The organism is Ureibacillus thermosphaericus (assembly GCF_002370195.2).
Taxonomy (GTDB): domain Bacteria; phylum Bacillota; class Bacilli; order Bacillales_A; family Planococcaceae; genus Ureibacillus; species Ureibacillus thermosphaericus.
Map to the genome: position 1 here is coordinate 2,965,189 of NZ_AP018335.1, position 25,142 is coordinate 2,990,330.

Below are 25,142 nucleotides of genomic sequence, written 5' to 3' on the forward strand. Positions count from 1 at the left end.
TCGCTAGAGGTTTTTTTATCGTTTGGCTATTATGTTTGCCCCTTTGACTATTATCCTCTCGTGAATGACTATTATCTTCAGCAGTTTGACTATTATCTCCCTTTGCTCTCGGCTTTTTTTATCGATTGGCTATTATGTTCGCTCCTTTGACTATTATCCTCTTGTGAATGACTATTATCTGCGGAAGTTTGACTATTATCTCCCTTTGCTCACGGCTTTTTCTGTGAAAATAATTTAATTCCACTTAGCCCATGAATAGCTTCAATCTATTGAGGGTAATATATAAATAACCTAAAAAAGACAATAAGAAAGCAGAGCTACCTAATGGAAGGTAACTTTGTTTAAACTTATTCTTCTTTGGTTATACTAATTAATTAAAGGTTCTTTATAAGGCTCCTTATTAATTAGCATGGAGTAAATGATTCGAAGCATTCGATGCGATATGGCAACGAGTGCTTTTTTCTTTCCTCTTCTTGCAGCAATCGACCAATATTTAGCAGCTAACCAACGATTCCTACTTCTAGAGATTGCCCATGCTACTTCGCACAGTACAGTTTTGATATGAGGATTCCCTTTAGTCGTTTTAGTTGACTTTCGTTTTCCTGCACTTTCATGATTTCCTGGAGCAACTCCGGCCCAAGACGCTAAGTGTTGAGAGGTAGGAAATTGTTCCATGTTCACCCCAATCTCTGCAATAATAATTGCTGCGGAATCCTTTTTAATACCCGGAATCGTTAGTAATAACTCCACTTCTTCTTTATAATTCTTCAGAATTTCATCTATTCTTTCCTCGATTTGGCTGATTAATGATTCTAAATAAACGATGTGTTGCCAAGATTGTTTGATTAGAAAGATTTGATGATCGTTTAAAGTACCGAATAAAGAGTCTGTAATCATTTGTTTTTTGTGCTTCATTCTTCCGTGAATACTATTTTCTACATCAATGGAATCAACATATCCATTTTGAATTAATTTGGATAGAAGTTTTCTTCCAGAAACACCAAACACATCTGAAATAACTGAATTTAGTTTAACATTTGAGCATTCTAATACTTTCAGAATCCTATTTTTTTCTGAAGTCAAATGGCCGATCCATTTTTTACGAAGCCGAGTTAAATCACGAAGGTTTCGTATATCTTCTGGTGGAACAAAACTTTTTTCAATCAGTCCATAACGCAATAACTTCGCAATCCACTCTGCATCCGAAACATCTGTTTTTCTTCCAGGGACATTCTTGATTCTTTGAGCATTCGCTAATGTAATATCAAAGTAATCCTCCAAAATGTTATAAACAGGTTTCCAATAAACTCCAGTACTCTCCATCGCAATGTGCGTAATGCCATGGTTTTCCAACCACTTTAGTAAACGAAAGAGATCCTTTGTTAAAGTGGGGAAAGTTTCTGTTTCAATGAATAATTCATCGTCCTGTTCGCCAATCATGACACAAGCAACAATTGTTTCAGCATGTACATCTAATCCTGCACAACGTGTCATCAGTACATCCAATATAATCCCTCCCATAAAGTAGATTCACAAACAGCGAGTGAATTTGAAATATAAGCATTTTTCTGTACGTAGTCATCATTCCAAATGAATGAGCTAACAATGGGTTGTTCACCAAATCCACTCAAACAGTTTTTTATTCAGGGTATCATCCACCATAAAAGCCTACGTATTGTTAACTGTTTGTGTTATCTACATTATGGGAAAGAAATATCCATTTTCATGCCAGGGTTGTGAATGAAAATTCATGATTGTTTTTTATCGATTGGCTATTATGTTTGCTCCTTTGACTATTATCCTCTCGTGAATGACTATTATCTTTGGAAGTTTGACTATTATCTCCCATCGCTCACGGCTTTTTTTATCGATTGGCTATTATGTTCGTTCCTTTGACTATTATCCTCTTGTGAATGACTATTATCTGCGGAAGTTTGGCTATTATCTCCCTTTGCTCTCAGCTTTTTTTATCGATTGGCTATTATGTTCGCTCCTTTGACTATTATCCTCTCGTGAATGACTATTATCTGTGGAAGTTTGACTATTATCTCCCTTTGCTCTCGGCTTTTTTTATCGATTGGCTATTATGTTCGTTCCTTTGACTATTATCCTCTCGTGAATGACTATTATCTTTGGAAGTTTGACTATTATCTCCCATCGCTCACGGCTTTTTTTATCGATTGGCTATTATGTTTGCTCCTTTGACTATTATCCTCTCGTGAATGACTATTATCTTCGGAAGTTTGGCTATTATCTCCCTTTGCTCTCAGCTTTTTTTATCGATTGGCTATTATGTTCGTTCCTTTGACTATTATCCTCTCGTGAATGACTATTATCTTCTGAAATTTGACTATTATCGTCCATCGCTTGCGGCTATTTTTATCGATTGGCTATTATGTTCGTTCCTTTGACTATTATCCTCTCGTGAATGACTATTATCTTTGGAAGTTTGACTATTATCGTCCATCGCTTGCGGCTATTTTTATCGATTGACTATTATGTTCGTTCCTTTGACTATTATCCTCTCGTGAATGACTATTATCTTTGGAAGTTTGACTATTATCTCCCATCGCTCGAGGCTTTTTTTATCGATTGGCTATTATGTTTGCCCCTTTGACTATTATCCTCTCGTGAATGACTATTATCTTCGGAAGTTTGACTATTATCTCCCGTCACTCTAGGCTGTTTCTGTGAAAATAATTTAATTCCACTTAGCCCATGAATAGCTTCAATCTATTGAGGGTAATATATAAATAACCTAAAAAAGACAATAAGAAAGCAGAGCTACCTAATGGAAGGTAACTTTGTTTAAACTTATTCTTCTTTGGTTATACTAATTAATTAAAGGTTTAGATGTAGTATAGATTTATGGACACAACTTGGTTAAGTCATTAATATTAAACTAACGAAAGGTTGTGTCCGAATCATGAGTCAAAAACGGTATAATCAAGAATTTAAACAAACAGTAGTTGAGCTTTATCGCTCAGGCACTCCAGTCAGTCAACTCTCTAGCGAATATGGTGTTTCAGAAGTAACGATTTATAAATGGATTAAGCAACTCTCTCCAATTGAATGTGAACAGGAATTAACTTTGGCTGATATAGAAGCCATTCAAAAAGAAAATCTTCGATTAAAACAGGAGATCGAAATCTTAAAAAAGGCTATGACCATATTCGCGAGAAAATAGATGAGCAAGAACTGATTGACTTGATTACAAAAGAAAGCGAACATCATCCAATCCAAATGATGTGTCGTGTTTTAAAGATGCCTAAAAGTACGTATTATCAATCGTTTCACAAGAAGCCGAATAGCTATCATGTCGCCAACGAACAACTGCTTGAACGAATTCGAGCAATCCATAAAGAAAGTAAGGGTCGTTATGGGGCCCCTAAAATCTTTGAAATACTTAAAAAAGAAGGCTATACAGGCAGTATCAATCGAGTTCAACGTTTGATGAAACAAGCAGGCATCCAATCATGTATTGTAAAAAAATTCCGCCCAACACCAACACAAAAGCCCGTAGAAGAACGAGAAAATGTATTAAATCAAGATTTCACTACAACAACAATCAACGAAAAATGGGTAGCTGATATTACATATGTCCATACGCTTCGTGATGGTTGGTGTTATCTAGCGTCCGTTCTTGATTTACATACAAAAAAAGTGGTCGGATATAAATTCTCTCGTACCATGACATCAGAAATTGTGCTGGAAGCACTTCAGAATGCGATTCAAGATCAAAAGCCCGATCCTGGTCTTATCGTGCATACAGATTTAGGAACACAATATACAAGTGAAGCCTTTCAAAAACTACTAAAAAAACATGAAATGGTTCCGTCATTTAGTCGAAAAGGATGTCCATATGACAACGCTTGTATTGAATCTTTTCATGCCATATTGAAAAAAGAAGAAGTGTATCTAACCAAATACGAAAGCTTTGAGACAGCGAGAATTGCGTTATTTCAATTCATCGAAGGTTGGTATAATCGAAAACGAATTCATGGAAGCATTGGTTATTTGACACCGGATGAATACGAAAAAATGTGCCGAATAGCAGCGTAAAACATGGGGTACAGAACACTTCCCCCCTTCACATTTTTTTTGGCACAACAGCCATGGGTTTATTTCTCCACGTCCCAAGTAGATTGTCAAAGGCTCTTTTCACTTTGACAATCTACATGGGATGTGGAACAATCCATGAATGGTTGTTGTGCAAAAAAACTTAATCTTTTTGTGTCCAAAAACTTGACGTAGATCCAGTTCTTTATAAGGCTCCTTATTAATTAGCATGGAGTAAATGATTCGAAGCATTCGATGCGATATGGCAACGAGTGCTTTTTTCTTTCCTCTTCTTGCAGCAATCGACCAATATTTAGCAGCTAACCAACGATTCCTACTTCTAGAGATTGCCCATGCTACTTCGCACAGTACAGTTTTGATATGAGGATTCCCTTTAGTCGTTTTAGTTGACTTTCGTTTTCCTGCACTTTCATGATTTCCTGGAGCAACTCCGGCCCAAGACGCTAAGTGTTGAGAGGTAGGAAATTGTTCCATGTTCACCCCAATCTCTGCAATAATAATTGCTGCGGAATCCTTTTTAATACCCGGAATCGTTAGTAATAACTCCACTTCTTCTTTATAATTCTTCAGAATTTCATCTATTCTTTCCTCGATTTGGCTGATTAATGATTCTAAATAAACGATGTGTTGCCAAGATTGTTTGATTAGAAAGATTTGATGATCGTTTAAAGTACCGAATAAAGAGTCTGTAATCATTTGTTTTTTGTGCTTCATTCTTCCGTGAATACTATTTTCTACATCAATGGAATCAACATATCCATTTTGAATTAATTTGGATAGAAGTTTTCTTCCAGAAACACCAAACACATCTGAAATAACTGAATTTAGTTTAACATTTGAGCATTCTAATACTTTCAGAATCCTATTTTTTTCTGAAGTCAAATGGCCGATCCATTTTTTACGAAGCCGAGTTAAATCACGAAGGTTTCGTATATCTTCTGGTGGAACAAAACTTTTTTCAATCAGTCCATAACGCAATAACTTCGCAATCCACTCTGCATCCGAAACATCTGTTTTTCTTCCAGGGACATTCTTGATTCTTTGAGCATTCGCTAATGTAATATCAAAGTAATCCTCCAAAATGTTATAAACAGGTTTCCAATAAACTCCAGTACTCTCCATCGCAATGTGCGTAATGCCATGGTTTTCCAACCACTTTAGTAAACGAAAGAGATCCTTTGTTAAAGTGGGGAAAGTTTCTGTTTCAATGAATAATTCATCGTCCTGTTCGCCAATCATGACACAAGCAACAATTGTTTCAGCATGTACATCTAATCCTGCACAACGTGTCATCAGTACATCCAATATAATCCCTCCCATAAAGTAGATTCACAAACAGCGAGTGAATTTGAAATATAAGCATTTTTCTGTACGTAGTCATCATTCCAAATGAATGAGCTAACAATGGGTTGTTCACCAAATCCACTCAAACAGTTTTTTATTCAGGGTATCATCCACCATAAAAGCCTACGTATTGTTAACTGTTTGTGTTATCTACATTATGGGAAAGAAATATCCATTTTCATGCCAGGGTTGTGAATGAAAATTCATGATTGTTTTTTATCGATTAACTATTATGTTTACTCCTTTGACTATTATCCTCCTTAGACGGAAATTGCATTCGAAATACAAGTAACTGAAAATCATTCAAAACTCAAACTTAGCAGGTTATGAGAAGAATTTTACAGCATAAATAAAACAGTAGAACCATTTATTAGTAAGCCTAGTAAAAATAAAGGAGAATTTGATGGCGAAAAATCAAATGATATTCATGTTCCTATCCCTTTGTTCTTTTTTATTAATTTGTGGATGTACAGACAAAGCGGTAGAGGAGCAAAAGGACATCTCGAAACTTGTTTCTTATGAGAAAAGCGACTACTACTCTCCTTGGCAAGAAGATACGTTTACTTTGATTCAGTTAAAAGGAATAACTGCAACAATCGATGGAAATGATGGAGCCGTTGTAGAAGGAAATCAAATTTTCATTTATACAACTGGCACATATGTCTTTGAAGGTGCACTGGATGACGGGCAAATAATCGTTGATACTAAGGATTCCGGAAATGTTCGCCTCGTATTCAATGGTGCCACCATTCATTCATCTACCACTTCCCCAATATATATTAAACAAGCAGATAAAACCATCATCACTCTTGAAGAAAATACAATTAATACCCTTACGGATGCATCCGAGTATGTCTATGAAAACGTTACAGATCAACCAACCGCTACAATCTATAGTAAAGATGACTTAACCATCAACGGACCCGGTACCTTAACAATTAAAAGCCACTTTAATGATGCCATTAACTGCAACGACGATTTAAAAATAACAGGAGGAACCATCGACATTACCGCACCTGACGACGGAATCATCGGAAGCGACTTACTAGCCATAAAAGATGCAATAATCAATTTAACGGTTGGCGGTGATGGGCTAAAATCCACCAACCATGAAGTTCAGTCAAAAGGTCATATCGTATTAGAAAGTGGTACCTTCACAATCAATGCAGGTGGCGATGGGATTCAAAGCGAAAAAATCGTTGCTATCAGAGGAGGAAAATATACTATTACTACAGGTGGCGGTGGTCAAAAAAGAATTGAAACATCTGAAGAAATATCAACGGGGACGAATTTTAATGATCGAGAATTAATCGAATATCTTCTTCATCATATTGAAGTTTCTGATGAAGTAAAAAAACAATTGGAAGGCGTGGAAACATACGATAAAGCGCTAGCCATTTTACAAGCGAATCCCGAAATGTTACAACAAATTTCCATACCAATGCCCTCTGATTCTTCTAGTTTCTCTGATAAGCAAATGAACGGGTCAATGCTACCGCAATTTTCTACGGCATCACCCAATCCTGTAAAACAACCACTACCACAAGAAGAAATGAATTCACCTATTCTTCAAAATAATCGAGTTCCGAGTAATAAAAGCACAAAAGGAATTAAGGCAGGCACAAGCATTTCGATTATGGGGGGAACATTCAACATCAACTCACTCGATGATGCCATTCATGGTAAAGATATTTTTATATCAGATGGTATCATTCACATTTCTACCGAAGACGATGCCATTCACGCTGATGATACCGTTACACTAGAAGGCGGAAATGTAAACATTGCAAAAAGTTATGAAGGCATTGAAGGGAAAAAAATTATTATTCGTGATGGAACGTACCATGTATTTGCGGAAGATGATGGAGTGAATATACAAGGCGAAAATTCACAAACAAATCAATCGAACAATGACGAAAGATTATTATTAATCGAAGGTGGCTATTTATACGTCAATGCAGATGGTGACGGACTCGACTCGAACGGTTCCATTAGAATGACAGGTGGTACGGTGATTGTCTATGGTCCAACCAATAACAACAATGGTCCATTAGACTATGACCACACATTTCTGATGGAAGGCGGTATCCTCATAGCTGCGGGCAGCGACGGTAAAGCACAAGGGGTTTCCAATAATTCTAGTCAAAACACAATTATGATGACTTTTCTTAAAGAGCAACAAGCAAATACAAGCCTTTATATCACCGATTCAAAGGAAAATGAAATTATTGCTGTTAAACCTGAAAAAGAATTCCAATCGATTGTCATTAGCACTCCTGATTTGAAATTGAACCAAACATATACCCTTCATTATGGCGGTATTTTATCTGGTGAAAGTATCGATGGACTCTATCGAAATACAAATTATCAAAACGGGAAATTTTCAGTGGAATTTACGATAACATCCCCAATGACCTTTTTACATGAGAATAATGTTATTAAAGAAAATCGCGAAGTCAATCTGTTCTTTCACAACGAACCAATGAGGGCTCCACTATAAAAAAGGGCGTCAAATTTTACGACGCCCTTCATTCATAGTAATGCTTCGCAATGATAGCTAAACTTCATTAATATTCGATTTTGCTGTTCCCAATTCAATAGTTATTCATATAATATAAAAGATACTGGAATTGGGGGGAAGAATGATGAAAAATTATGATCATTCAAATCCGATGAATTCAACATCCTCCAACTCATCTGAAGATATCTCAATAAAATTAGGGATTATCGGAATTTTTCTTTCAACAATAGGGGATATCATTTCTTCCTATGCAGAACTACTTTCCATAGATGAATTTCAACAATCTCAACAAAAAGTTCAAGAATATGATGAAAGAATAGCAAAGCTTGAAAAACAAGTTCAATATTTAACACAAGAAATTCAAAAACAGAAAGGGAGGAAAAAATATTATTGAAAGAGTGTACTGAACATAAAAGCTTGCAACAAGTCCTAATTGACTTTTCGCAAGCTACTCATTTTATGATGATGAAATAATTTTCCATCATTCCTAACTAAACAGAAATCAGCTCACAGCCAGCCACTTTCCCCTATCTTTAACGTTCGCAATCTTTTACTTAACGACAATAAGTTTCTTTTCGACTGGAATTATTTCTTTTTCCATTAATGGTTGTACTTGTTTTCCGAAAGGCATTTGAGCAATAATCTTCCAGCTATCAGGAACATTCCATTCCGGTTGAATATTTATTTCCATATGTTGAAGGGATGCTGCATAGCCTACAGCTTCCAACCCTGTCCAAACTACATATTGAAGCATACCTTGATTTTGTTGAGACCATACTTCTAACTCATCATGAAATTGAGGCATTTTTTCTTGTAAACCTCTGATTACATCTCTGTCTTGGAAGAATAAAATCGTTCCATGACCATTGCGAAACCCATTAATTCGCTCCTCTATTCGTGCAAAATCCTCCTTAGTTTTCTTTCGGGCAATTTCTTCTGTATCGTTCCAAAGTTTTTTATGATTTTCCCCAAACAAAATCACCACGCGAGTTTCCTGTCCATTGAATGCAGTTGGTGTATGATTTAATGCGGATTCTACAATTTCAATAACTTGTTCATCTGGAACAACAGCTACATCTTCCAATACACGAATAGAACGGCGATTTTTCACTGCTTCAAAAAAATCCATTTATATTCCCTCCTATTTAGTTGCGCTTGTTATATTAACATAAATTAATGAAAAATTAATAAATAATGCTTATCAACACGGATTCTTGTAACGAAAAACATTTGACAAAATCTATTTTTTGTTTTATTATGAACTAATAATTATATAACTTTTATCTAATGAATTCACATATTACAAAAAGTAATCGTGTTCGTTTGGTACTTTTTGTAATGTGTGAATTTTTTTAGTTTAAAAATGTAATTATAAAAAATTAAATTTGGAGGTTTTTTAAAATGAATGAAGGTACAGTTAAATGGTTTAACTCAGAAAAAGGTTATGGATTCATTGAAGTTGAAGGTGGATTCGATGTATTCGTCCACTTCACCGCAATTCAAGGAGACGGCTTCAAAACACTTGAAGAAGGTCAAAAAGTTGAGTTTTCAGTGGAAGAAGGCAACCGTGGACCTCAAGCAACAAACGTTGTGAAACGATAAATACGTTGATCCTCTGCAAAAGGCAGAGGATTTTTTTATTCCATTTGATAAGCATATTTTTCGACTTTTATAATAATTATTATATAATAATTGTTAGAATTAAATGATAGATGAAGGGGATTTGAGCATGTCTATTTATGAATTTCTTATAAAAAAACCAAACGGTGAAATTCTTTCAATGGAAACTTATCGCAATAAAACGATGTTAATCGTAAACACTGCAAACCACTGCCGTTTTACATATCAATTTGAAGATTTACAAAGATTGTATGAAAAATTTGTAAATCAGGGGTTCATCATACTAGGTTTCCCAAGCAATCAATTTGCTGAACAAAATCCTGAAGATGGAAGAGAAACAGAAAGGATGTGTAAAATTAATTTCGGTGTAACGTTCCCGATTTTTGATGTAATTCATGTCAACGGAGAAGAAGCTCATCCGCTATTTGAATATTTAAAAGAACAAGCAGAATGCCGCGAGTTCGGAATCAATTTTGAAGAAAAGATACTAAAATCTAAAATTCAAGAAAGTACCCCTCTTGCCCTTGATGAAAAAAACATTCGATGGAATTTTACTAAATTTATTGTGGATGCAAATGGAAATGTAGTGAAACGCTTTGAACCAACCGATTCTATACTAGATGTGGAAAATGCAATTCAAGACGCAATAAAAACTTCTATTGCATAAATGATGGGATTGTCAATTTATGAGCGGATTAGAAAAGGATTTGGGATATTCTAATTTGCTCTTTATTTGCAAAAGCTGTTAAAATTCCATATCACCTATATTCCAGGAAAAATAGGAAATTTAAGGGGTCTGAAAAGTCATTTTGAGACGCCCCCTTTACGGCTGTCGCTAGAGTTTTCGCCGCAGATACATTGCGACTGCGCTAGTGGGGGGCGTTTGATTTGACCACCGAAGAAGCAAAGTTTTTAAGAGAATATTCCTATAAGAAGTAAGGCTGTTCAGAAAGTGTTCGACTTTCTGGACAACCCCGAGTCCCTATTCCCTATCTAACTCTTCACCAGATGATTATGATATCGTCCAATTGGGACGATTGATGGTGATAATGAAACAGGATCTTGAACGACAGTGCAATCGAGTCCAAAAATATCTTTAATTAATTGGCTACTGATAACTTCTGATGGAGTCCCTTCTGCCACTAATTTACCTTGCTTAAAGGCAAAAATATGATCTGCATATCGGGCAGATAAATTGATATCATGAAGCACCAAAACAATCGTTGTGCCGCGTTTTCGATTTAAATCTGTAAGCATATCCAGTATTTCTACTTGATATGTAATATCCAAATATGTTGTTGGTTCATCCAAAAATAAAATATCCGTTTGTTGAGCAAGGGCCATTGCAATCCATACACGCTGTCTTTGGCCACCCGAAAGTTCATCAATATAACGATCGGCTAAATCGGTAATGTTCATGATTTCCATTGCTTCGCTTACAGCATCATCATCTTGACTCGTCCAACCTTTTAAAAACGAATGATGTGGAAATCTTCCTCGACCCACTAAATCAACCACCGTAATTCCTTCTGGAACGATAGGTGATTGTGGTAAATACCCTAACACACGAGCTAATTGTTTAGTGGGAATTTGATGAATCGGTTTTCCATCCAACAATACTTGGCCAGAGTCAGGTTTTATTAATCTTGCCATCGTTTTTAATAATGTTGATTTCCCACAACCATTCCCACCAATAATTATACTGATTTTATTGCTTGGAATAGTGATGGTTACGTCTTGCAGAACGGTCTTCTTATCGTATCCTGCAAACAGATTTTCAACTGAAAGCACGTGTGTAGGTTTCATTACAATCCACCCTTTCGATTCAAACGAACTAATAAATATAACAAGTAAGGTGCACCAAGGATACCGGTAATCACACCCACTGGATATCTAGCTTCGAAAGCATGTTGACCAATTAAATCCCCAGCCAATACTAGGATTACGCCAACAAGCCCGGCAGGAATGATATTTGAAAAGCCTGTACCCATGATTCTATTGGCAATTGGCCCCGAAAGAAATGCAACGAAAGCAATTGGCCCTGTTGTTGCCGTAGCTAAAGCAATCATCAATACGGAACTTATCATCAACATGATTCTCGTTCTATTTACATTTACTCCAATCGATGTCGCTGTTTGATCTCCTAATTCCAACATCTCCAATTGCTTACCGTACATAATTAAAATCGGAGTCAAAAGAATGACAGTGAAAATGAGTGGATAAAGAGTTTCCAATTTCAACCCATTTAAACTGCCGCTCAGCCAGCGCATTGCCGTTGGTATATCGTGTTGATTCCCAATCAACAGTAAATAAGAAATAACAGAATTTAACATCGCCTGAATGCCAATACCGATTAAAATCAATCTTCCAATGGAGAAGGAACTCCCTTTTGCTAAAAAATAAATAATCAATACTGTACATAGACCACCAATTACGGCAGCGATTGAAATGGTTGCAAGACTGGCATGAAGAATAACGATGCAAAAAACAGCCGCAGCGCTTGAACCTGTCGTAATCCCAATCACATTGGGATTGGCTAATGGGTTCCGTAACATCGTTTGAAATACATAACCACCAGCACCAAAGGCGAAACCTGCAAACACTCCTGCCACCATTCGAGGTAACCGAATTGTTCCGACAGCAAAGGATGCACCCTTTACTTCTTCACCAAAAAGTACCCGTATTACGTCTTTTACAGGATAAATCGTGTTACCAACCATCAGCATCATGAAGCATAAGACTACTGAGATTAAGCCCAGTAATGCTGTCAAAATTACAAAGCGACGTTGTCTTTTTGAACGAGCTGATCGAATTAAACTCAATGTATCATTCATCATATTTCACGAACTTTCGATTTCATTGTAATGAAAATTAATATAGGAGCACCAATAAAGGCTGTTACAACCCCGACTTCTAATTCTCCAGGACTACCTAACAACCTTCCACATACATCTGACAATGTTAATATAATTGCTCCTGTAAGAGCAGACAGCGGTATAATGTAGCGCATATCCGGTCCGATTACTAATCGAACAACATGAGTTGCAAGTAAACCGATAAATCCTATGGGGCCTGCAAGAGCTGTTGCAGCACCACATAATAGTACGCCACCAAATGCAGCAATTAGCCGAATGAACCCAATCCGTACACCTAAACTAGTAGCAACCTCATCCCCTAAAAGTATGGCATTTAATGCGGGAGCTGTAATAACAGCAATGATACATCCTGTTAACAAGAAAGGGAGAAAAATTGAAATGGAATCCCAAGAGCCTGATCCCACGCTACCTACTTGCCAAAATCGAAATTGATCCATAACATTTGTACGCGGAATCATGACCGCTGAAACAAGCGAAGACAAAATGGCACTTGTCGCGGCACCTGCCAACACAAGTTTCAATGGTGTTGCACCGCCACTTCCCATCGATCCAATGGAATAGACAAATATTGCAGCAATCATTGCTCCAACAATCGCAAACCAAATATATTGACTGGCAGAGCTAATATGAAAGAACGCAATTCCACATACGACAAAAAGGGCTGCCCCCGTATTGACTCCTAATATGCTTGGATCCGCAATCGGATTTCGGGTCACCGATTGCATTAAGGCACCCGAAACTCCGAGAGCGACTCCGGTCATAATACTAAAAATGGTGCGGACAACCCTTTGCCGTACAACATTTGCTTCATGGGAATCTACATGGGAATGGAATAGTCCATCCATTATATCCGTCCAACTAATGATTCGAGAACCAAATAATAATGAAGCAATGATGCAAACACCCAGCAAAACAATTAGTACAATTAGCAGTGCAAACAATTTTTTCGGGATAAGGTTTTGCTTTTTTTCTTTATAGGTTGTTGTTTTCATCATATTAATTTAGCTTTTTTGCCGCTTCTGCAAGCAAACTTAAATATTCATCGATGGTGTACGCAATGGAAAGCGGATTCGGATTACCAGCTGCTGCTAATGGTGTATTATCACCAATGACTACAACGGCACCTTTTTGAATTGCCGGTACTTTTCCTAAAATTGAGTCCTGTTGAAGAGCTTTTAATGTTTGCTCATCACCATATGTCACGATAATGTCTACATCATTTAATGCATCTGCGTTTTCTGCACTCATTTCGATATAGAAACTATTTGGATCTCCAATAAATTCTTGTAAGCTTTCAGGATATTTCATTCCTAACTCTTCAAGAAACTCTCCGCGCGGGTCTTGCGTTGTATAGACATAGAATTTTGATAAATCTGCTGCACTGATAGACGCAAAAGCAGCTTTCTTTCCTGCTAATTCAGGATATTTGCTTACCTTTTCTTTAATTAAGTTTTCTGTATCTGCAATCAGTTGTTTACCTTCTTCTTCCATTCCCATACCTTTTGCATTGTATAAGATTTGATCTCTCCAAGATATTACCCAAGGCGTTTCTGGATAAGCAACAACTGGCGCAATTTCAGTTAAAATATCGTATTCTTCTTTTGTAATGCCTGAATATGCCGCAAGAATAACATCTGGTTCACTATCTGCAATTGCTTCAAAATCTAATCCATCTGTATCTTGGTAAATATTTGGTTTTTCTACACCAAGTTCTTTTAATTTTTCTTTTGTCCATGGAAGCATGCCACTATCATCTTGAACGCCATAGTTAGCAGCAGAAAAACCTACTGGTACAACTCCTAAAGCAAGCGCAACATCATGGTTTGCCCAAGCGATAGTTGCAACTCGTTCTGGTTTCTTTTCAATTACCGTTTCACCAAATGCATGTTGAATGACAATCGGATATTCTACTGATGATTCATTACTTGTGTTCGTTTCTTTTTCTTCACCATTTGATTGATTAGAGGATTGTTCAGAACAACCTGCTAACAAGAGTATGAATAATAATGTAAAAACTATTGAGAATATTTTATTTTTCATCTTAGTACACCTCTTTTATTTCGCAATTGATAATAATTATCATTTTCGATGATAATATAATATTTTTACAAACCGATTGTCAATCACTAATTAACTATTTACTCAACTTTCGCAGAGTAATATCTTATTGCAACTCTTGATATGACTGTTTTATATCGTCTTTCATTATTTCTCTTGTTTTTTATTGATTTTATTTTTTTAAAAGAAAAAGACACCTATCTTTTGGTAAAATTATGGTGAACAAACCAAATACCAAAGAAGGTGTCACCATTATGATAACGAAAAAAGATACTTTTGCACAACTACCAAAAGAACTTGAACGAAGATTTTCTGAATTAAATATAGGCAAACATTTGAGAAAAGCGAGAATTACTAAGGGATTTGGTTATTCATGCTTATCTATTTTCCGTCTTATTTTTTTGCTTGTTTTCCAATATAAAAATTGGTTTCAAGCACTTCAAAGTAAGAAAGCCGTGGACTTACCTAAAAAAGATACGATCTACCGTTTTCTAAATTCATCTACTTATGCTTGGCGAACTTTTTTACTTTCCTTATGTCAAGATCTTACTGGACGTATAAAAAAGCTTACATCAAACAACAGAGTGAAGGTGTTTATTGTTGATGATTCACTCTTTTCACGCAACCGAAGCAAGTCTGTTGAACTTCTTTCACGAGTATTTGATCATACAGAGAAACGATTCTATAAGGGGTTTCAGTTGCTTACTCTTGGTTGGTCTGATGGATATTCTTTTCTACCTGTAGACTTTGCTTTATTGAGTTCAGCGAAAAAGGAAAATCAACTTAACGGGGTCGATGAATCCATTGATAAACGCACTTCCGGCTACAAGCGTCGTCTTGAAGCACAACAAGATAAGCCAAGCGTTGTCTCTGCTTTATTGGATCATGCCTTAAATGCAGGAATTACAGCTGATTATGTGTTAATGGATACTTGGTTTACGCATGAGCCTTTGATTGAAAAAATCACGGATAAAGGTTTATTTGTCATTGGTATGGTCAAGCAGCTAAAACAACGTTATTTCATAGATGGTGAAGCCCATACTCTGGATGAACTCTTTAAAAAAGCAAAGCGTACCATGGAAAAGAAAGACCTACTCGGTTCGATCCATGTTCATCTTGCAAAAGGACGACAAGTCAAGATTGTATTCGTGCGTAACCGCAATAAAAAGAGTGAATGGTTAGCCATTTTGAGTACAGATACCACACTTTCAGATGAAGAAATTGTGCGTATTTACGGGATGCGCTGGGACATCGAAACATTTTTCAAGTGTACCAAATCATTGCTTAACCTAGCAAAAGAATTTCAAGGTCGTTCGTATGATCTGTTGATTAGTCATACAACGATTGTGTTTACTCGCTTTATACTCTTAGAGTGGGAGCGTAGACAAAACAACGATCCTAAAACGATTGGAAATCTCTTTTTTCTATTATGTGAAGATGTAAAAGATATGAATCTAGAGAGTGCATTGAATCAATTATTAGCGATCTTCCAAACATTAGCAGAAGCTAATGTTTGTTTGAACATGGAATTATTTAAAAGTAAAGTACAAGAATGGATTGCGTCTTTACCCAATTACATCAAGAGATGTCTGACAATATCTGTGTGCGAAAGTTGAGCTATTTATAAATGGGAATTTCATAACTCATTTCAATATAATTCCTTCATACATTAAAATAAAATATCCCTTCATAATAAAAACACCATTTCTCCCTATCGTCAATGAGTAAAATGGTGTTTCATAAAAATAGTTTTCATATACGGCTAATATCCAATACAATGATTGGTTCTTGTTCCTCTAAATAATATACATCAAAAACTAGTTTATTATTGAGAAAAGCCATTTTTGCCATTCGTTTTTTGGATTTTCCGTAATTAAAATTCTCTTTTATGATTGGTAGAGGTTTTGAAATGATGTAGTCAATTTCTAAAATACGACATAAGCTTATTAATTCTACCATCACTTTTAATTCGTATCCCTTTTGCTGGTATTCATTATTTAAGAATATTTCATTTACTATTAGGAACTTAATGTAACCTTCATCAAAGGTAGATTGAAAATGTTTTTTAAAAGTAGAAATGATTGTATATTCCTCATCTGAAAATGATTTGGCTACCTTTAACAAATCAGATTTATCCATTATAAAAGAGTTGTAAATTTTGAAGTTTAGATAACCTATCGTTTTTGCGCCTTCATTCATGAGAATGATATTTGTCCATCCATTAATCAATTGATATTCCGGATTTGTTTCAATAGAAGTATCAATTCGTATATAACTATTTTGAAATTCTTCTAATATAAAATCGGTTTGTTTACCTAATAAAAACGGGTTAGTATTTGGAGCATTTCTTTGTTTCTTTGATGATTCAATAAAAAACTTGTGAAAATGGAGATCCTCGTCTCTATTTTCCATGAAAACAACTCCTCTTCATCTTTTATTATCAATTACAATAACACGAACAAAAGTTCTTGTAAAGTTTAATTTTACATTATTCTGAATTTTTTCTATTTTATTATATCAATATCATTCTACCTTTTTGCAAATGATAACTCCATATATTTTGATAATATTCCCAATTTAAAAACTAAATTGAAAATTCCTCATTTTCCTACTTTTTCAATCTACATAGATTCCTTTCTGAAAAGTTGCTAAAATTAGAATTATTCAACTTAGAAGGAGCAGAGATTATGAAAAAGATGAGTTCATTTTCTACTTATGCAGTCATTGGTACAATGCTATTTGGGATGTTTTTTGGTGCAGGGAACTTAATTTTCCCAATCCAAATGGGACAACTAGCTGGTACAAATTTTTGGCCTGCATTAATTGGATTCCTCATTACAGCCATCGGGTTACCCTTCTTAGGAATCATTGCCTTTGGGTTATCTGGTAGCAATAGTTTACGGGAATTAGCTGGAAGAGTTCATCCACTGTTCGGCGTGATTTTTGCAATCGCTCTTTATTTAACGATTGGTCCATTTTTCGCAATTCCACGAACAGCAACGGTACCTTTCGTTGTAGGTTTTGAACCATATATCAATCCCGAATATAGCACATTGTTGTTAGGAATTTTTAGTTTTGTATTTTTTGCCATTGTCTATTACTTCTCTTTAAATCCAGCGAAAATCGTCGATTATATTGGGAAATATTTAACTCCTGCCTTTTTATTGTTCTTATTCATTTTAATTATTATCGCAATCATAAAACCAATGGGGTCATTCGATCAACCAATTGGCGATTATCGCGACCTTGCATTTATAACAGGATTTAAAGAAGGATACAATACAATGGACCTTCTTGCATCATTGGCTTTCGGGATTGTTGTGATTAACGCAATAAAAGGACAAGGAATTACAAATAAAACAGAAATTGCAAAGTCAACTCTGAAAGCCGGCGTATTTGCCATGGCATTGATGGCACTCATTTATGGACTTATTACGTATATGGGGGCATCTAGCGTTTTGGCAATCGGCACTTTCGAAAATGGTGGACAAATCTTTGCCGCAGTCGCTCAATATTATTTCGGTGATTATGGGGCAATACTACTTGCGATTATCATTGTTCTTGCATGTTTAAAAACAAGTATCGGATTGATAACGTCTTGTAGTGAGTTTTTCAACCAAGTATATCCTAAAATTAGTTACAAATGGTTCGTACTCATCTTATGTCTTGTATCATTTACAATAGCGAACTTTGGTTTAAATAATATTATTCAATTCGCTATTCCTGTATTAATGTTATTGTATCCATTAGCGATTGTTCTAATTATTTTAACCCTTTGCTCACCTTTATACGGAAATAAGCAAAGTGTCTATACTTCAACGATGTTTTTCACTTTCTGTGTAAGCTTATTTGATGGTTACAGTACATTAGTTGCAAGTTTACCAAGTACAACTATTTCATTGTTCGAATCAATTAAGTCATTTTATTCCGATTATTTGCCACTTTATGATATTGGACTAGGCTGGATGTTGCCGGCTGCCTTTGGATTCATCATCGGAATTTTGTGGCCAAAAGGTTCAAAACAAATCGTGACACAATAAAAAAGGGGGCGTCACTTTATGGCGCCCTTTTTAACAATGATAAGTTTGGAAATGAAATATTACAATAATACGTCAGCAGATGAATAGATAAAACAGGAACAAGAAATTTTTTACATTGTTTACTCCAACTAAATAAGATGGAAAATTACTATCATTTAAGGTAACATAATTTGTGAATGAAAGGAGGCTACTAAGGATGTTTGACCAAGTTGCAATTACTATTTTAAAAGCACTGACTATTTTAACAGTTTTATTTATTGTATTTCTTCTACCACTTGGTGACTATCTATTAACAAAAAAGTAATATTTCCTTAAAAGAAGGGAGTCAATTCATAACTCCCTTCTTTTTTATTTTAATTTTCTCCATCATTTACTTTCTCAATCAAAAAAGTGTATCGATAAATGATTTTCCACTTTTTATATAAGCTACTTACTTCAACAATACCCTCGGAAATGAAATAGGTGACGAAATTTTGAAACAACTTCCTAAACAATTAAAATAGTATTTATCTCCTCAGGATTTCGTAGCACGTACAGGCGGCGATGAATTTATTTTATTCATTAAAGAAATAAAGCCCATCGATGCTTTAAAAGAAAAAATTAAACAAATTACAAATTTCTTAAACGATCCATTTTTTGTAAAAGAATACCAACTTCATATTACCGTAAGTATTGGTGCTTGCATCTTCCCTGAAAATGGGACAACCAGCTTGGAGTTATTAAGAAATTCTAGCGTAGCTTTACAAAAGGCTGTGAAAGAAGGAAAAGGAACGTATCATATCCTCTCCCATACAAATAGTATCCAATCCTATAAAAATTATTCCATAGGACGAGATTTAAAGAAGGCAATCGAAAACAATGAATTAGAATTTTACATTCAACCTCTAGTGGATACAACTACTAAACAAATCACTGGTGCTGAAGCGTTAATTCGGTGTAGACATCCAAAATGGGGGCTTCTCTTACCTGGTGAATTCATTAATATTGCAGAAGAAAATGGCCTAATTACTGATTTGGATAACTTACCATTTGATGGAAAAATAATACAAGACAGAAGAAAACATCATCGTTTTACTTCCACTGCCCGCTTGAAGCAAAATTAAAAATCTCATCGATAGCAAAGCGGAACTTGGATATCGGGGTATCCAAAGTATTAGTTACAGAAATCGGTGCTGGAGGACTTAGATTTATATCAAATCTTAATTTGCCAATCCGTACGGACATTCTTTACCAATTTATTACAGAATTACTTGAAGAGTCCATTTTATTGAATGCGAAAATTGTTTGGAAAGAAGAAGTGAATGAAGATCTAGCGGAATATGGTGTTAAGTTTATTTTTGAAAATGATGAAGAAAGAACTAAGTTCACCATAATTCTTGACACATTTGTAACTTTAGCAAAAAATCATAAAAAGGTACCACCATACAAGAGAGCGATTGTTGACGATATTAATGAGTACTTCAATATCGTTGTAATAAACTAATGATGTACACTTTTGATATCAAAAAATTGGGTTAGGTAGGTTCTCCCCTATCCAACCCAATATTTTTTGCTTATTTGATTATCTCTCAACTTTTATTAGTTTTGAATGAATATTTTTTATTTCAAGAATTTGAGTAAAGTTATAGTCATTTACAGTGGTGTTTAATTTAACATTCGGATAGTTTTTCAAAATACTTTTCACATTACTTAATCCTTTTCCACGATTTTTTCCTTTCGTAGAGAATCCATCTTCGAAAATGTTTTCTAAATCTACCTCTTCATCATAGAATGTATTTTCGATGATGATCATCAACGAATCATCATTGGTTTTAATAAATGCAATATCAATTTCACTATCAAAATTAATTTTTTGATTGGATTGATAATTCGCTTCAATTGCGTTATCTAAAAAGATTCCTAGAATTCTAGCTAAATCAATGACATTCATATGAAAGTCTTCAATATCTTCTGGAATTTCAATATTAATTGATATATTTTCTTTTTCAGCTTGTAAAATCTTTGTTAAAAGCAGACCCTTAATTCCTGTGACCTTCATTTTCGATAAATTTGCTAACAATTGATTTCTTTTTAATGTGTTCATTTCTGTAGAGAATATATGTTGTTTAAAATATTCTTTTAAACCCTCAAAATCATTAATTTCAATGTAACCTTGCATAGTAAACAATATATTGTTGTAATCATGTCGAAATTTTTGCATATCATTATTAATTAATTCCAATGATTCCATATAACTATTAAACTGATTATTTTCAAACTCTATTTTTTGAATATCATGTTGTTTTTTGATGTTTAATATCGTCAATGAAAGTATAAACAGCATGATTACAAAATACGTAATCTGAATCACGATATTGAATATTAACACTGTATCTTTAGATAAATAATCTGTTAAGTAGATATTAATGTAAAAAGTGACCATCGTTACAATCACAACAAAAAAAATAAATTTGATAGCACTCTTTATTTCAGGTAACAATGTAATAAATTTTTTGTGAAAATATCGATAAATAAAGACACTAATAATAAATAAAACAATAAAAAAACAATATTGATCTAAGACACCAGGTAAAAAGTTAATTGAGAGTGATTGCATAATATATTGGGCAAGATTATCTACTAAGATACCTATAATAATAAAGAAACAAAGTTGTATTAGTATAATAAATTTTTTTGTGAGTAAAAAGAAATAAATTAATGAACTAACAATAAAGTAAATAATTCCTTGCCATTGACCTACCCATAAGAAAATAAAACTTGTAGGACAAAATACGGTTAAGGCGAAAAATAAAATTTGCTTCATTCGCAATTTGATTTGTGATGTATACGTGACTGCCCACACTATCAAGATTAACTCAATCATTATCAATACTAGCTTCATTTTTTCTCCTACTATGTATAATTCTATTCTGGAATGAATCAATAATATAATAACTATATTACGATAGTACACATGAACGCAACGGATTTTCGTAATTTTGTACTAATTTATGTATAAATTAGTAGGGCTTATAAATTAGAGGAAGAAAATTCCGACTAATAGAGTTAGTCGGAAAACAATGGAAAAACATTTTACGGAGTTATTTTTTTGTAGCAAAAGGATGATTTTCTAGTAACTCATTTGAAATCTTTTTCTCATGGAATAATGTTGTACATCCAGTAATCGTAGCTGTACCTCCAACAGCAACTACAACCATCGCAATTTTAGAAATTAAATTTTTAACATTCATCCAATTCATTTTCATAAAAATACTCCCCCTTAATTGATTGAGATAGTAACATTAGAGATTCTAATAAAGCCCCATAAGCGATAAAAACTTTTATTTCGAATGTCGAAATACAAAATATTCCAACTATTATGAATACTCGGAAGGCCATTTTTCTTCGCAAATATTTTTTATGATGTTGATTGATAATCGGGTGCTTTTCTGTTCCTTTAGGTGCAAGTTTATAGATAAATACTAGTATGATGATAAAAATAATATATAAGAGGAATGTAGGAATAATTGAGTAATAAACAGCTAAATATTTAATAGTGATTGGAAATGCTATGATGCTAGTAGCGAGGCATATAATTAGGTTGTTAAAATGATAGCCGAAACAAACTTGCCTTAATATGAAAAATGTAAGATGCGCAATCAATGTTGGAACTATACAATTTAATAAATAAGCCAATAAATAAATTAATATAAGCTTGTAAGACTCTGAGATAATGATTTGAATACCTAATTTTAATTTTTCTTTTTCCAAATGAGAAAAATGTTCTTGATCTAATAGATGAAAGATTGCATTTTCAATTCTAGAAATCTTCTTGTTCCCTCCTTTATTTGGATGTATTCATTTTAAATTTATTAATTCATCACCTCCATCTCTTATTTTATCATCAGTCCATTTAATGGTGAATATTAGAATTCATTATGCTCTCATAAAAAATATCAATAGACATAATAAATCTGAATTTTCTGTAACTATATTTTCCTACTAGCGTCGCATTAAAATAATTTAACGCCTTCAAATAAACCGAATTTTCTGAAATATAATCCAAACACAAAAAAATCCTTTATAATGGTTGGGTGGTAGTAAACCATCCAAATCCAATACAAAGGACAAAAGCATGGATAAGTTTACACGAAAAACATCATTTGAACAACGGTTTTCACCAATTCATTTCAACTTATTTGACGATATGGTGAAAGCCTATCAATTAGATTACTATACAAAGAAGCTTTATATGGCTTCATTTCTGAAATGACTGTTGTATGCTCAATTACATGAAACCGAGAGTTTGCGAAAACGCTGTCGTCCGTGTGTTAGAACGATTTTCGTTACCTGAAGATTCGCCTGTATTCTCCGATGAAATGGTGGTGATTGGAACCACGCAAAATCGTTCTGAAAACGCGTTCCGTCTCATCAAATTGTTGGATACAAAAGGAAATAAACTTCATTTACTGACGAATCGTTTTGATATGGATGCAGATGAAATCGCCGAAATCTATCAGTCACGTTGGGCCATTGAACTTTTTTTCAAATGGATGAAACAACACTTGAATATCAAGAAGTTCTACGGCCACAGTAAACAAGCCGTACACAACCAAGTATACGTAGCGATGATTGTATACTGTTTAAATGTGTTAGCCCAGTTGAACACGAATAGTAACCGAAGTACGTTACAAATAAGTCGATATTTGAAAACAGCTTTATGGAAATCTGCACACATTTGGTTACGGAAAATCGAAGTTGACGGCGTCCCATAAAGGTTTGCCAGTCGTTGTTGCACAAGTCATAGGTTATAGTAAAAAATTGGATGTTTACTACCCTCGCTTAGGTGTTTTCGTTTTTTCTCTAAAGTCCAGAAAAAATAAAACTGAAAATTCAGACATCATTTATGCGACGGTAGTGAGTATTTTTATAAAAGGAAGGGCTAACTCATAATGATACAAGTTAGCCATCATCTCCCTACATGTTTGCAGCCTGTAACTTCGCCTGTTCTAATACATCCTCAACAGCTTTTGGTTCTTTGTCGGCGGATACCCATGTTTCTGGAGCACCTTCTTAATAGATAAACGCATACGTGCTTGGACTTGTTCTTTCTTATCCCAATCATGAGTGCGATTTTCTTTTCAACGGCGATTAACTTCTTATCTTCCATTAGCTTTTTAGCGCCTAAGGATTTTAGCCCACATCAAGAAAATAATCACACACTACTTAAATATGACAATATAAGGGCAAGTATTTCTAGAAAATAAAATTGTTTAGATCATGCTTGTATGGAGAACTTTTTTAGTCATTTAAAGACATGTATCAATTTGAACCGGCTGTAGAATTGAAGCAAGCAGTTTCACAATACATTGAATTCTGCAACAATGAACGGATACAAACGAAATGAAACAGCTGTCGCCCTAAAGCATATCCGGCTACAGCTGCCTAATAAGTTCCTTTTTATTTACTGTCCACTGATAGGGATAAGTTCATGATGGGAAGTTGGAGGGCTCTCTTTTTCTTTTACTCTAACAATCTTCCTCCACATACTTCGGGGCGTGCCAGTGCACTGTTCACCAATATGAGTAGATTTCACTCCCCAATAATCCTCATGAGATTCTTATAAATCTCTTTCCATGAATCTTCTAAGTTAATGATCATGATTTCCATCGTCATGCGATCATCCCAACGAAACGATTCATTGATTTGAATCCCATTAAATGGATAAATCAAAATACCTTTCAAGTTGATAATCTCCTTTGGCTGATGCATCAAATAGGTAAACAATTGATACAGATTGTGGCTATGAAACGACGATTTTCCATAATTCTCTTGGAAGATATTTTTGTAAAACTTCGCATCGATTACAATTTTCTCAAAGCCATTTTTATGTGTTAATGAGACATCTGTCTTCATCGTTGGCAAGTAGGTTTGATTTCCCTCTAGCTTCCACTGCATAACTTCGGAGGACACTCGATACTTTTTCTGCTCAATTCTGTAAAAGTTAAACAAGAATTTCTCGAAAATGCGATTTAACGATTTCTCATCTAGTTCAGCTGAAAATAAACTCCAGTTACCATGTTTGTGGGATAACAGCGTTAGTTCATGCAGCAATTTAGCAATATGCACCATACGCTTATAATACGCATCGTGTCTTCCAAAGTAGATGCGAGAAAATACTTCCCTTGTTATTGGGAGTGGATCCACTTCAGAAATTAATTCTAAATAATGAAAACTTCGCTTTCTTGTTTCTTCTTTTACATAACGATTCACACAGATGGATCTTAACGTGGATTTCATTACTTGGTTTAATAAAATATTCGCTGAATATTCATCTTTCTCACATACGACGGTAGGCTTTTTTGACAAAATGTACGGCATGGATTCATTCATAATGACTCGCCCACCAAGTCGGTTCGTGGATTCAATCCTAGTTACATAATTCTTAACAAGTCCACGACGATGCAAAAGATCTACTTCGTACAAAAATCGGTTGGCAATGAAATCATAAGTAATCAAGTCTTCGTCGACATCATTCAAACTCTCAATTAATTCTGGCATTTCATTCACATAACTGAGTAAGCAAAACAAATTGCGAATAGGGACTTTTAATACAGACTTCAT

Annotated in this window: 23 protein-coding genes and 1 pseudogene; 11 read left to right on the forward strand and 13 right to left on the reverse strand. The window is 34.6% G+C overall.

Features of this window, described 5'->3' with window-relative positions; translation table 11 throughout:
- Positions 1 to 366: 366 nt before the first annotated feature.
- Entirely contained in the window at positions 367 to 1,506 is a 1,140-nt protein-coding gene (locus UtA1_RS14375; protein ID WP_096549889.1) for an IS110 family RNA-guided transposase, read from the reverse strand.
- Between the two features lie 1,420 nt (positions 1,507 to 2,926).
- On the opposite strand from UtA1_RS14375, the gene UtA1_RS14380 reads away from it, so the two are divergent.
- A protein-coding gene (locus UtA1_RS14380) for an IS3 family transposase (protein ID WP_408647289.1) occupies positions 2,927 to 4,062 on the forward strand; the annotation gives its coding sequence in 2 pieces (ribosomal slippage) (positions 2,927 to 3,161 and positions 3,161 to 4,062; 1,137 coding nt in all).
- Positions 4,063 to 4,161: 99 nt separating this feature from the next.
- Here the strand turns inward: UtA1_RS14380 and UtA1_RS14385 are convergent.
- Complete coding sequence (locus tag UtA1_RS14385) at positions 4,162 to 5,385, reverse strand: IS110 family RNA-guided transposase (protein ID WP_408647297.1); 1,224 nt, start codon at positions 5,383 to 5,385, stop codon at positions 4,162 to 4,164.
- Positions 5,386 to 5,827: 442 nt separating this feature from the next.
- Between UtA1_RS14385 and UtA1_RS14390 the strand changes: the two genes are divergently transcribed.
- A complete protein-coding gene (locus UtA1_RS14390) occupies positions 5,828 to 7,924 on the forward strand; it encodes a carbohydrate-binding domain-containing protein (protein WP_096551727.1) in 2,097 nt (698 codons plus the stop codon).
- Positions 7,925 to 8,066: 142 nt separating this feature from the next.
- The gene (locus UtA1_RS14395; RefSeq protein WP_126434519.1) at positions 8,067 to 8,339 is read left to right on the forward strand and encodes a hypothetical protein; all 273 of its coding nucleotides are present in this window, start codon (positions 8,067 to 8,069) and stop codon (positions 8,337 to 8,339) included.
- Positions 8,340 to 8,495: 156 nt separating this feature from the next.
- Here UtA1_RS14395 and UtA1_RS14400 read toward each other — a convergent pair whose 3' ends face one another.
- Entirely contained in the window at positions 8,496 to 9,074 is a 579-nt protein-coding gene (locus tag UtA1_RS14400) for a nitroreductase family protein (RefSeq protein ID WP_016838633.1), read from the reverse strand.
- A 272-nt stretch (positions 9,075 to 9,346) separates the two neighbouring features.
- Between UtA1_RS14400 and UtA1_RS14405 the strand changes: the two genes are divergently transcribed.
- Both UtA1_RS14405 and UtA1_RS14410 read left to right on the forward strand, forming a co-directional pair.
- On the forward strand, positions 9,347 to 9,547 hold the full coding sequence (locus UtA1_RS14405) for a cold-shock protein (RefSeq protein ID WP_096551729.1): 201 nt from the start codon (positions 9,347 to 9,349) through the stop codon (positions 9,545 to 9,547).
- A gap of 127 nt (positions 9,548 to 9,674) precedes the next feature.
- Entirely contained in the window at positions 9,675 to 10,232 is a 558-nt protein-coding gene (locus tag UtA1_RS14410; RefSeq protein WP_096551731.1) for a glutathione peroxidase, read from the forward strand.
- Between the two features lie 326 nt (positions 10,233 to 10,558).
- Here UtA1_RS14410 and UtA1_RS14415 read toward each other — a convergent pair whose 3' ends face one another.
- Genes UtA1_RS14415 through UtA1_RS14430 form a run of 4 tightly spaced genes read right to left on the reverse strand, consistent with a single transcriptional unit; the run spans position 10,559 to position 14,481 of the window.
- Positions 10,559 to 11,371, reverse strand: a complete 813-nt coding sequence (locus UtA1_RS14415; protein WP_016838630.1) for an ABC transporter ATP-binding protein — start codon at positions 11,369 to 11,371, stop codon at positions 10,559 to 10,561.
- A complete protein-coding gene (locus UtA1_RS14420) occupies positions 11,371 to 12,402 on the reverse strand; it encodes a FecCD family ABC transporter permease (RefSeq protein WP_096551733.1) in 1,032 nt (343 codons plus the stop codon). The genes UtA1_RS14415 and UtA1_RS14420 overlap by 1 nt, the downstream gene beginning before the upstream one ends.
- A complete protein-coding gene (locus tag UtA1_RS14425; RefSeq protein WP_408647298.1) occupies positions 12,399 to 13,436 on the reverse strand; it encodes a FecCD family ABC transporter permease in 1,038 nt (345 codons plus the stop codon). Before UtA1_RS14425 ends, UtA1_RS14420 begins: the two co-directional genes overlap by 4 nt.
- A gap of 1 nt (position 13,437) precedes the next feature.
- A complete protein-coding gene (locus tag UtA1_RS14430; RefSeq protein ID WP_016838627.1) occupies positions 13,438 to 14,481 on the reverse strand; it encodes an iron-siderophore ABC transporter substrate-binding protein in 1,044 nt (347 codons plus the stop codon).
- A gap of 272 nt (positions 14,482 to 14,753) precedes the next feature.
- Between UtA1_RS14430 and UtA1_RS14435 the strand changes: the two genes are divergently transcribed.
- Positions 14,754 to 16,115, forward strand: a complete 1,362-nt coding sequence (locus tag UtA1_RS14435) for an IS4 family transposase (RefSeq protein ID WP_096550514.1) — start codon at positions 14,754 to 14,756, stop codon at positions 16,113 to 16,115.
- 136 nt (positions 16,116 to 16,251) lie between these two features.
- Here UtA1_RS14435 and UtA1_RS14440 read toward each other — a convergent pair whose 3' ends face one another.
- Entirely contained in the window at positions 16,252 to 16,911 is a 660-nt protein-coding gene (locus UtA1_RS14440; RefSeq protein ID WP_096551735.1) for a hypothetical protein, read from the reverse strand.
- A 275-nt stretch (positions 16,912 to 17,186) separates the two neighbouring features.
- On the opposite strand from UtA1_RS14440, the gene brnQ reads away from it, so the two are divergent.
- The 3 genes from brnQ (at position 17,187) to UtA1_RS14455 (ending at position 20,022) form a co-directional block, all read left to right on the forward strand.
- Positions 17,187 to 18,539, forward strand: coding sequence for a branched-chain amino acid transport system II carrier protein (brnQ, locus tag UtA1_RS14445; RefSeq protein WP_096551737.1), 1,353 nt, complete (start codon positions 17,187 to 17,189; stop codon positions 18,537 to 18,539).
- A gap of 569 nt (positions 18,540 to 19,108) precedes the next feature.
- On the forward strand, positions 19,109 to 19,642 hold the full coding sequence (locus UtA1_RS14450; protein ID WP_232019955.1) for an EAL domain-containing protein: 534 nt from the start codon (positions 19,109 to 19,111) through the stop codon (positions 19,640 to 19,642).
- A gap of 26 nt (positions 19,643 to 19,668) precedes the next feature.
- Complete coding sequence (locus tag UtA1_RS14455) at positions 19,669 to 20,022, forward strand: PilZ domain-containing protein (protein WP_096551741.1); 354 nt, start codon at positions 19,669 to 19,671, stop codon at positions 20,020 to 20,022.
- Positions 20,023 to 20,100: 78 nt separating this feature from the next.
- On the opposite strand, the gene UtA1_RS14460 is transcribed toward UtA1_RS14455, so the two are convergent.
- The 3 genes from UtA1_RS14460 to UtA1_RS18070 form a co-directional block, all read right to left on the reverse strand.
- On the reverse strand, positions 20,101 to 21,420 hold the full coding sequence (locus UtA1_RS14460) for a sensor histidine kinase (protein WP_096551743.1): 1,320 nt from the start codon (positions 21,418 to 21,420) through the stop codon (positions 20,101 to 20,103).
- 199 nt (positions 21,421 to 21,619) lie between these two features.
- Positions 21,620 to 21,784 (reverse strand): hypothetical protein, encoded by a 165-nt coding sequence (locus tag UtA1_RS17310; RefSeq protein ID WP_172597880.1) that lies wholly within the window; start codon positions 21,782 to 21,784, stop codon positions 21,620 to 21,622.
- On the reverse strand, positions 21,759 to 22,289 hold the full coding sequence (locus tag UtA1_RS18070) for an accessory gene regulator ArgB-like protein (protein WP_172597881.1): 531 nt from the start codon (positions 22,287 to 22,289) through the stop codon (positions 21,759 to 21,761). The genes UtA1_RS17310 and UtA1_RS18070 overlap by 26 nt, the downstream gene beginning before the upstream one ends.
- 364 nt (positions 22,290 to 22,653) lie before the next feature.
- Here UtA1_RS18070 and UtA1_RS18075 point away from each other — a divergent pair, with 364 nt between their 5' ends.
- Positions 22,654 to 22,791 carry a hypothetical protein gene (locus UtA1_RS18075; protein ID WP_408647299.1) on the forward strand — a complete coding sequence of 46 codons (138 nt, stop codon included), beginning with the start codon at positions 22,654 to 22,656 and terminating at the stop codon, positions 22,789 to 22,791.
- 28 nt (positions 22,792 to 22,819) lie between these two features.
- Positions 22,820 to 23,293, forward strand: a pseudogene (locus UtA1_RS14470) (transposase); the annotation flags it as partial.
- A 234-nt stretch (positions 23,294 to 23,527) separates the two neighbouring features.
- Here the strand turns inward: UtA1_RS14470 and UtA1_RS17930 are convergent.
- Positions 23,528 to 23,608 (reverse strand): hypothetical protein, encoded by an 81-nt coding sequence (locus UtA1_RS17930; RefSeq protein ID WP_331855368.1) that lies wholly within the window; start codon positions 23,606 to 23,608, stop codon positions 23,528 to 23,530.
- A gap of 502 nt (positions 23,609 to 24,110) precedes the next feature.
- The gene (locus UtA1_RS14480; protein ID WP_096551747.1) at positions 24,111 to 25,142 is read right to left on the reverse strand and encodes an McrC family protein; all 1,032 of its coding nucleotides are present in this window, start codon (positions 25,140 to 25,142) and stop codon (positions 24,111 to 24,113) included.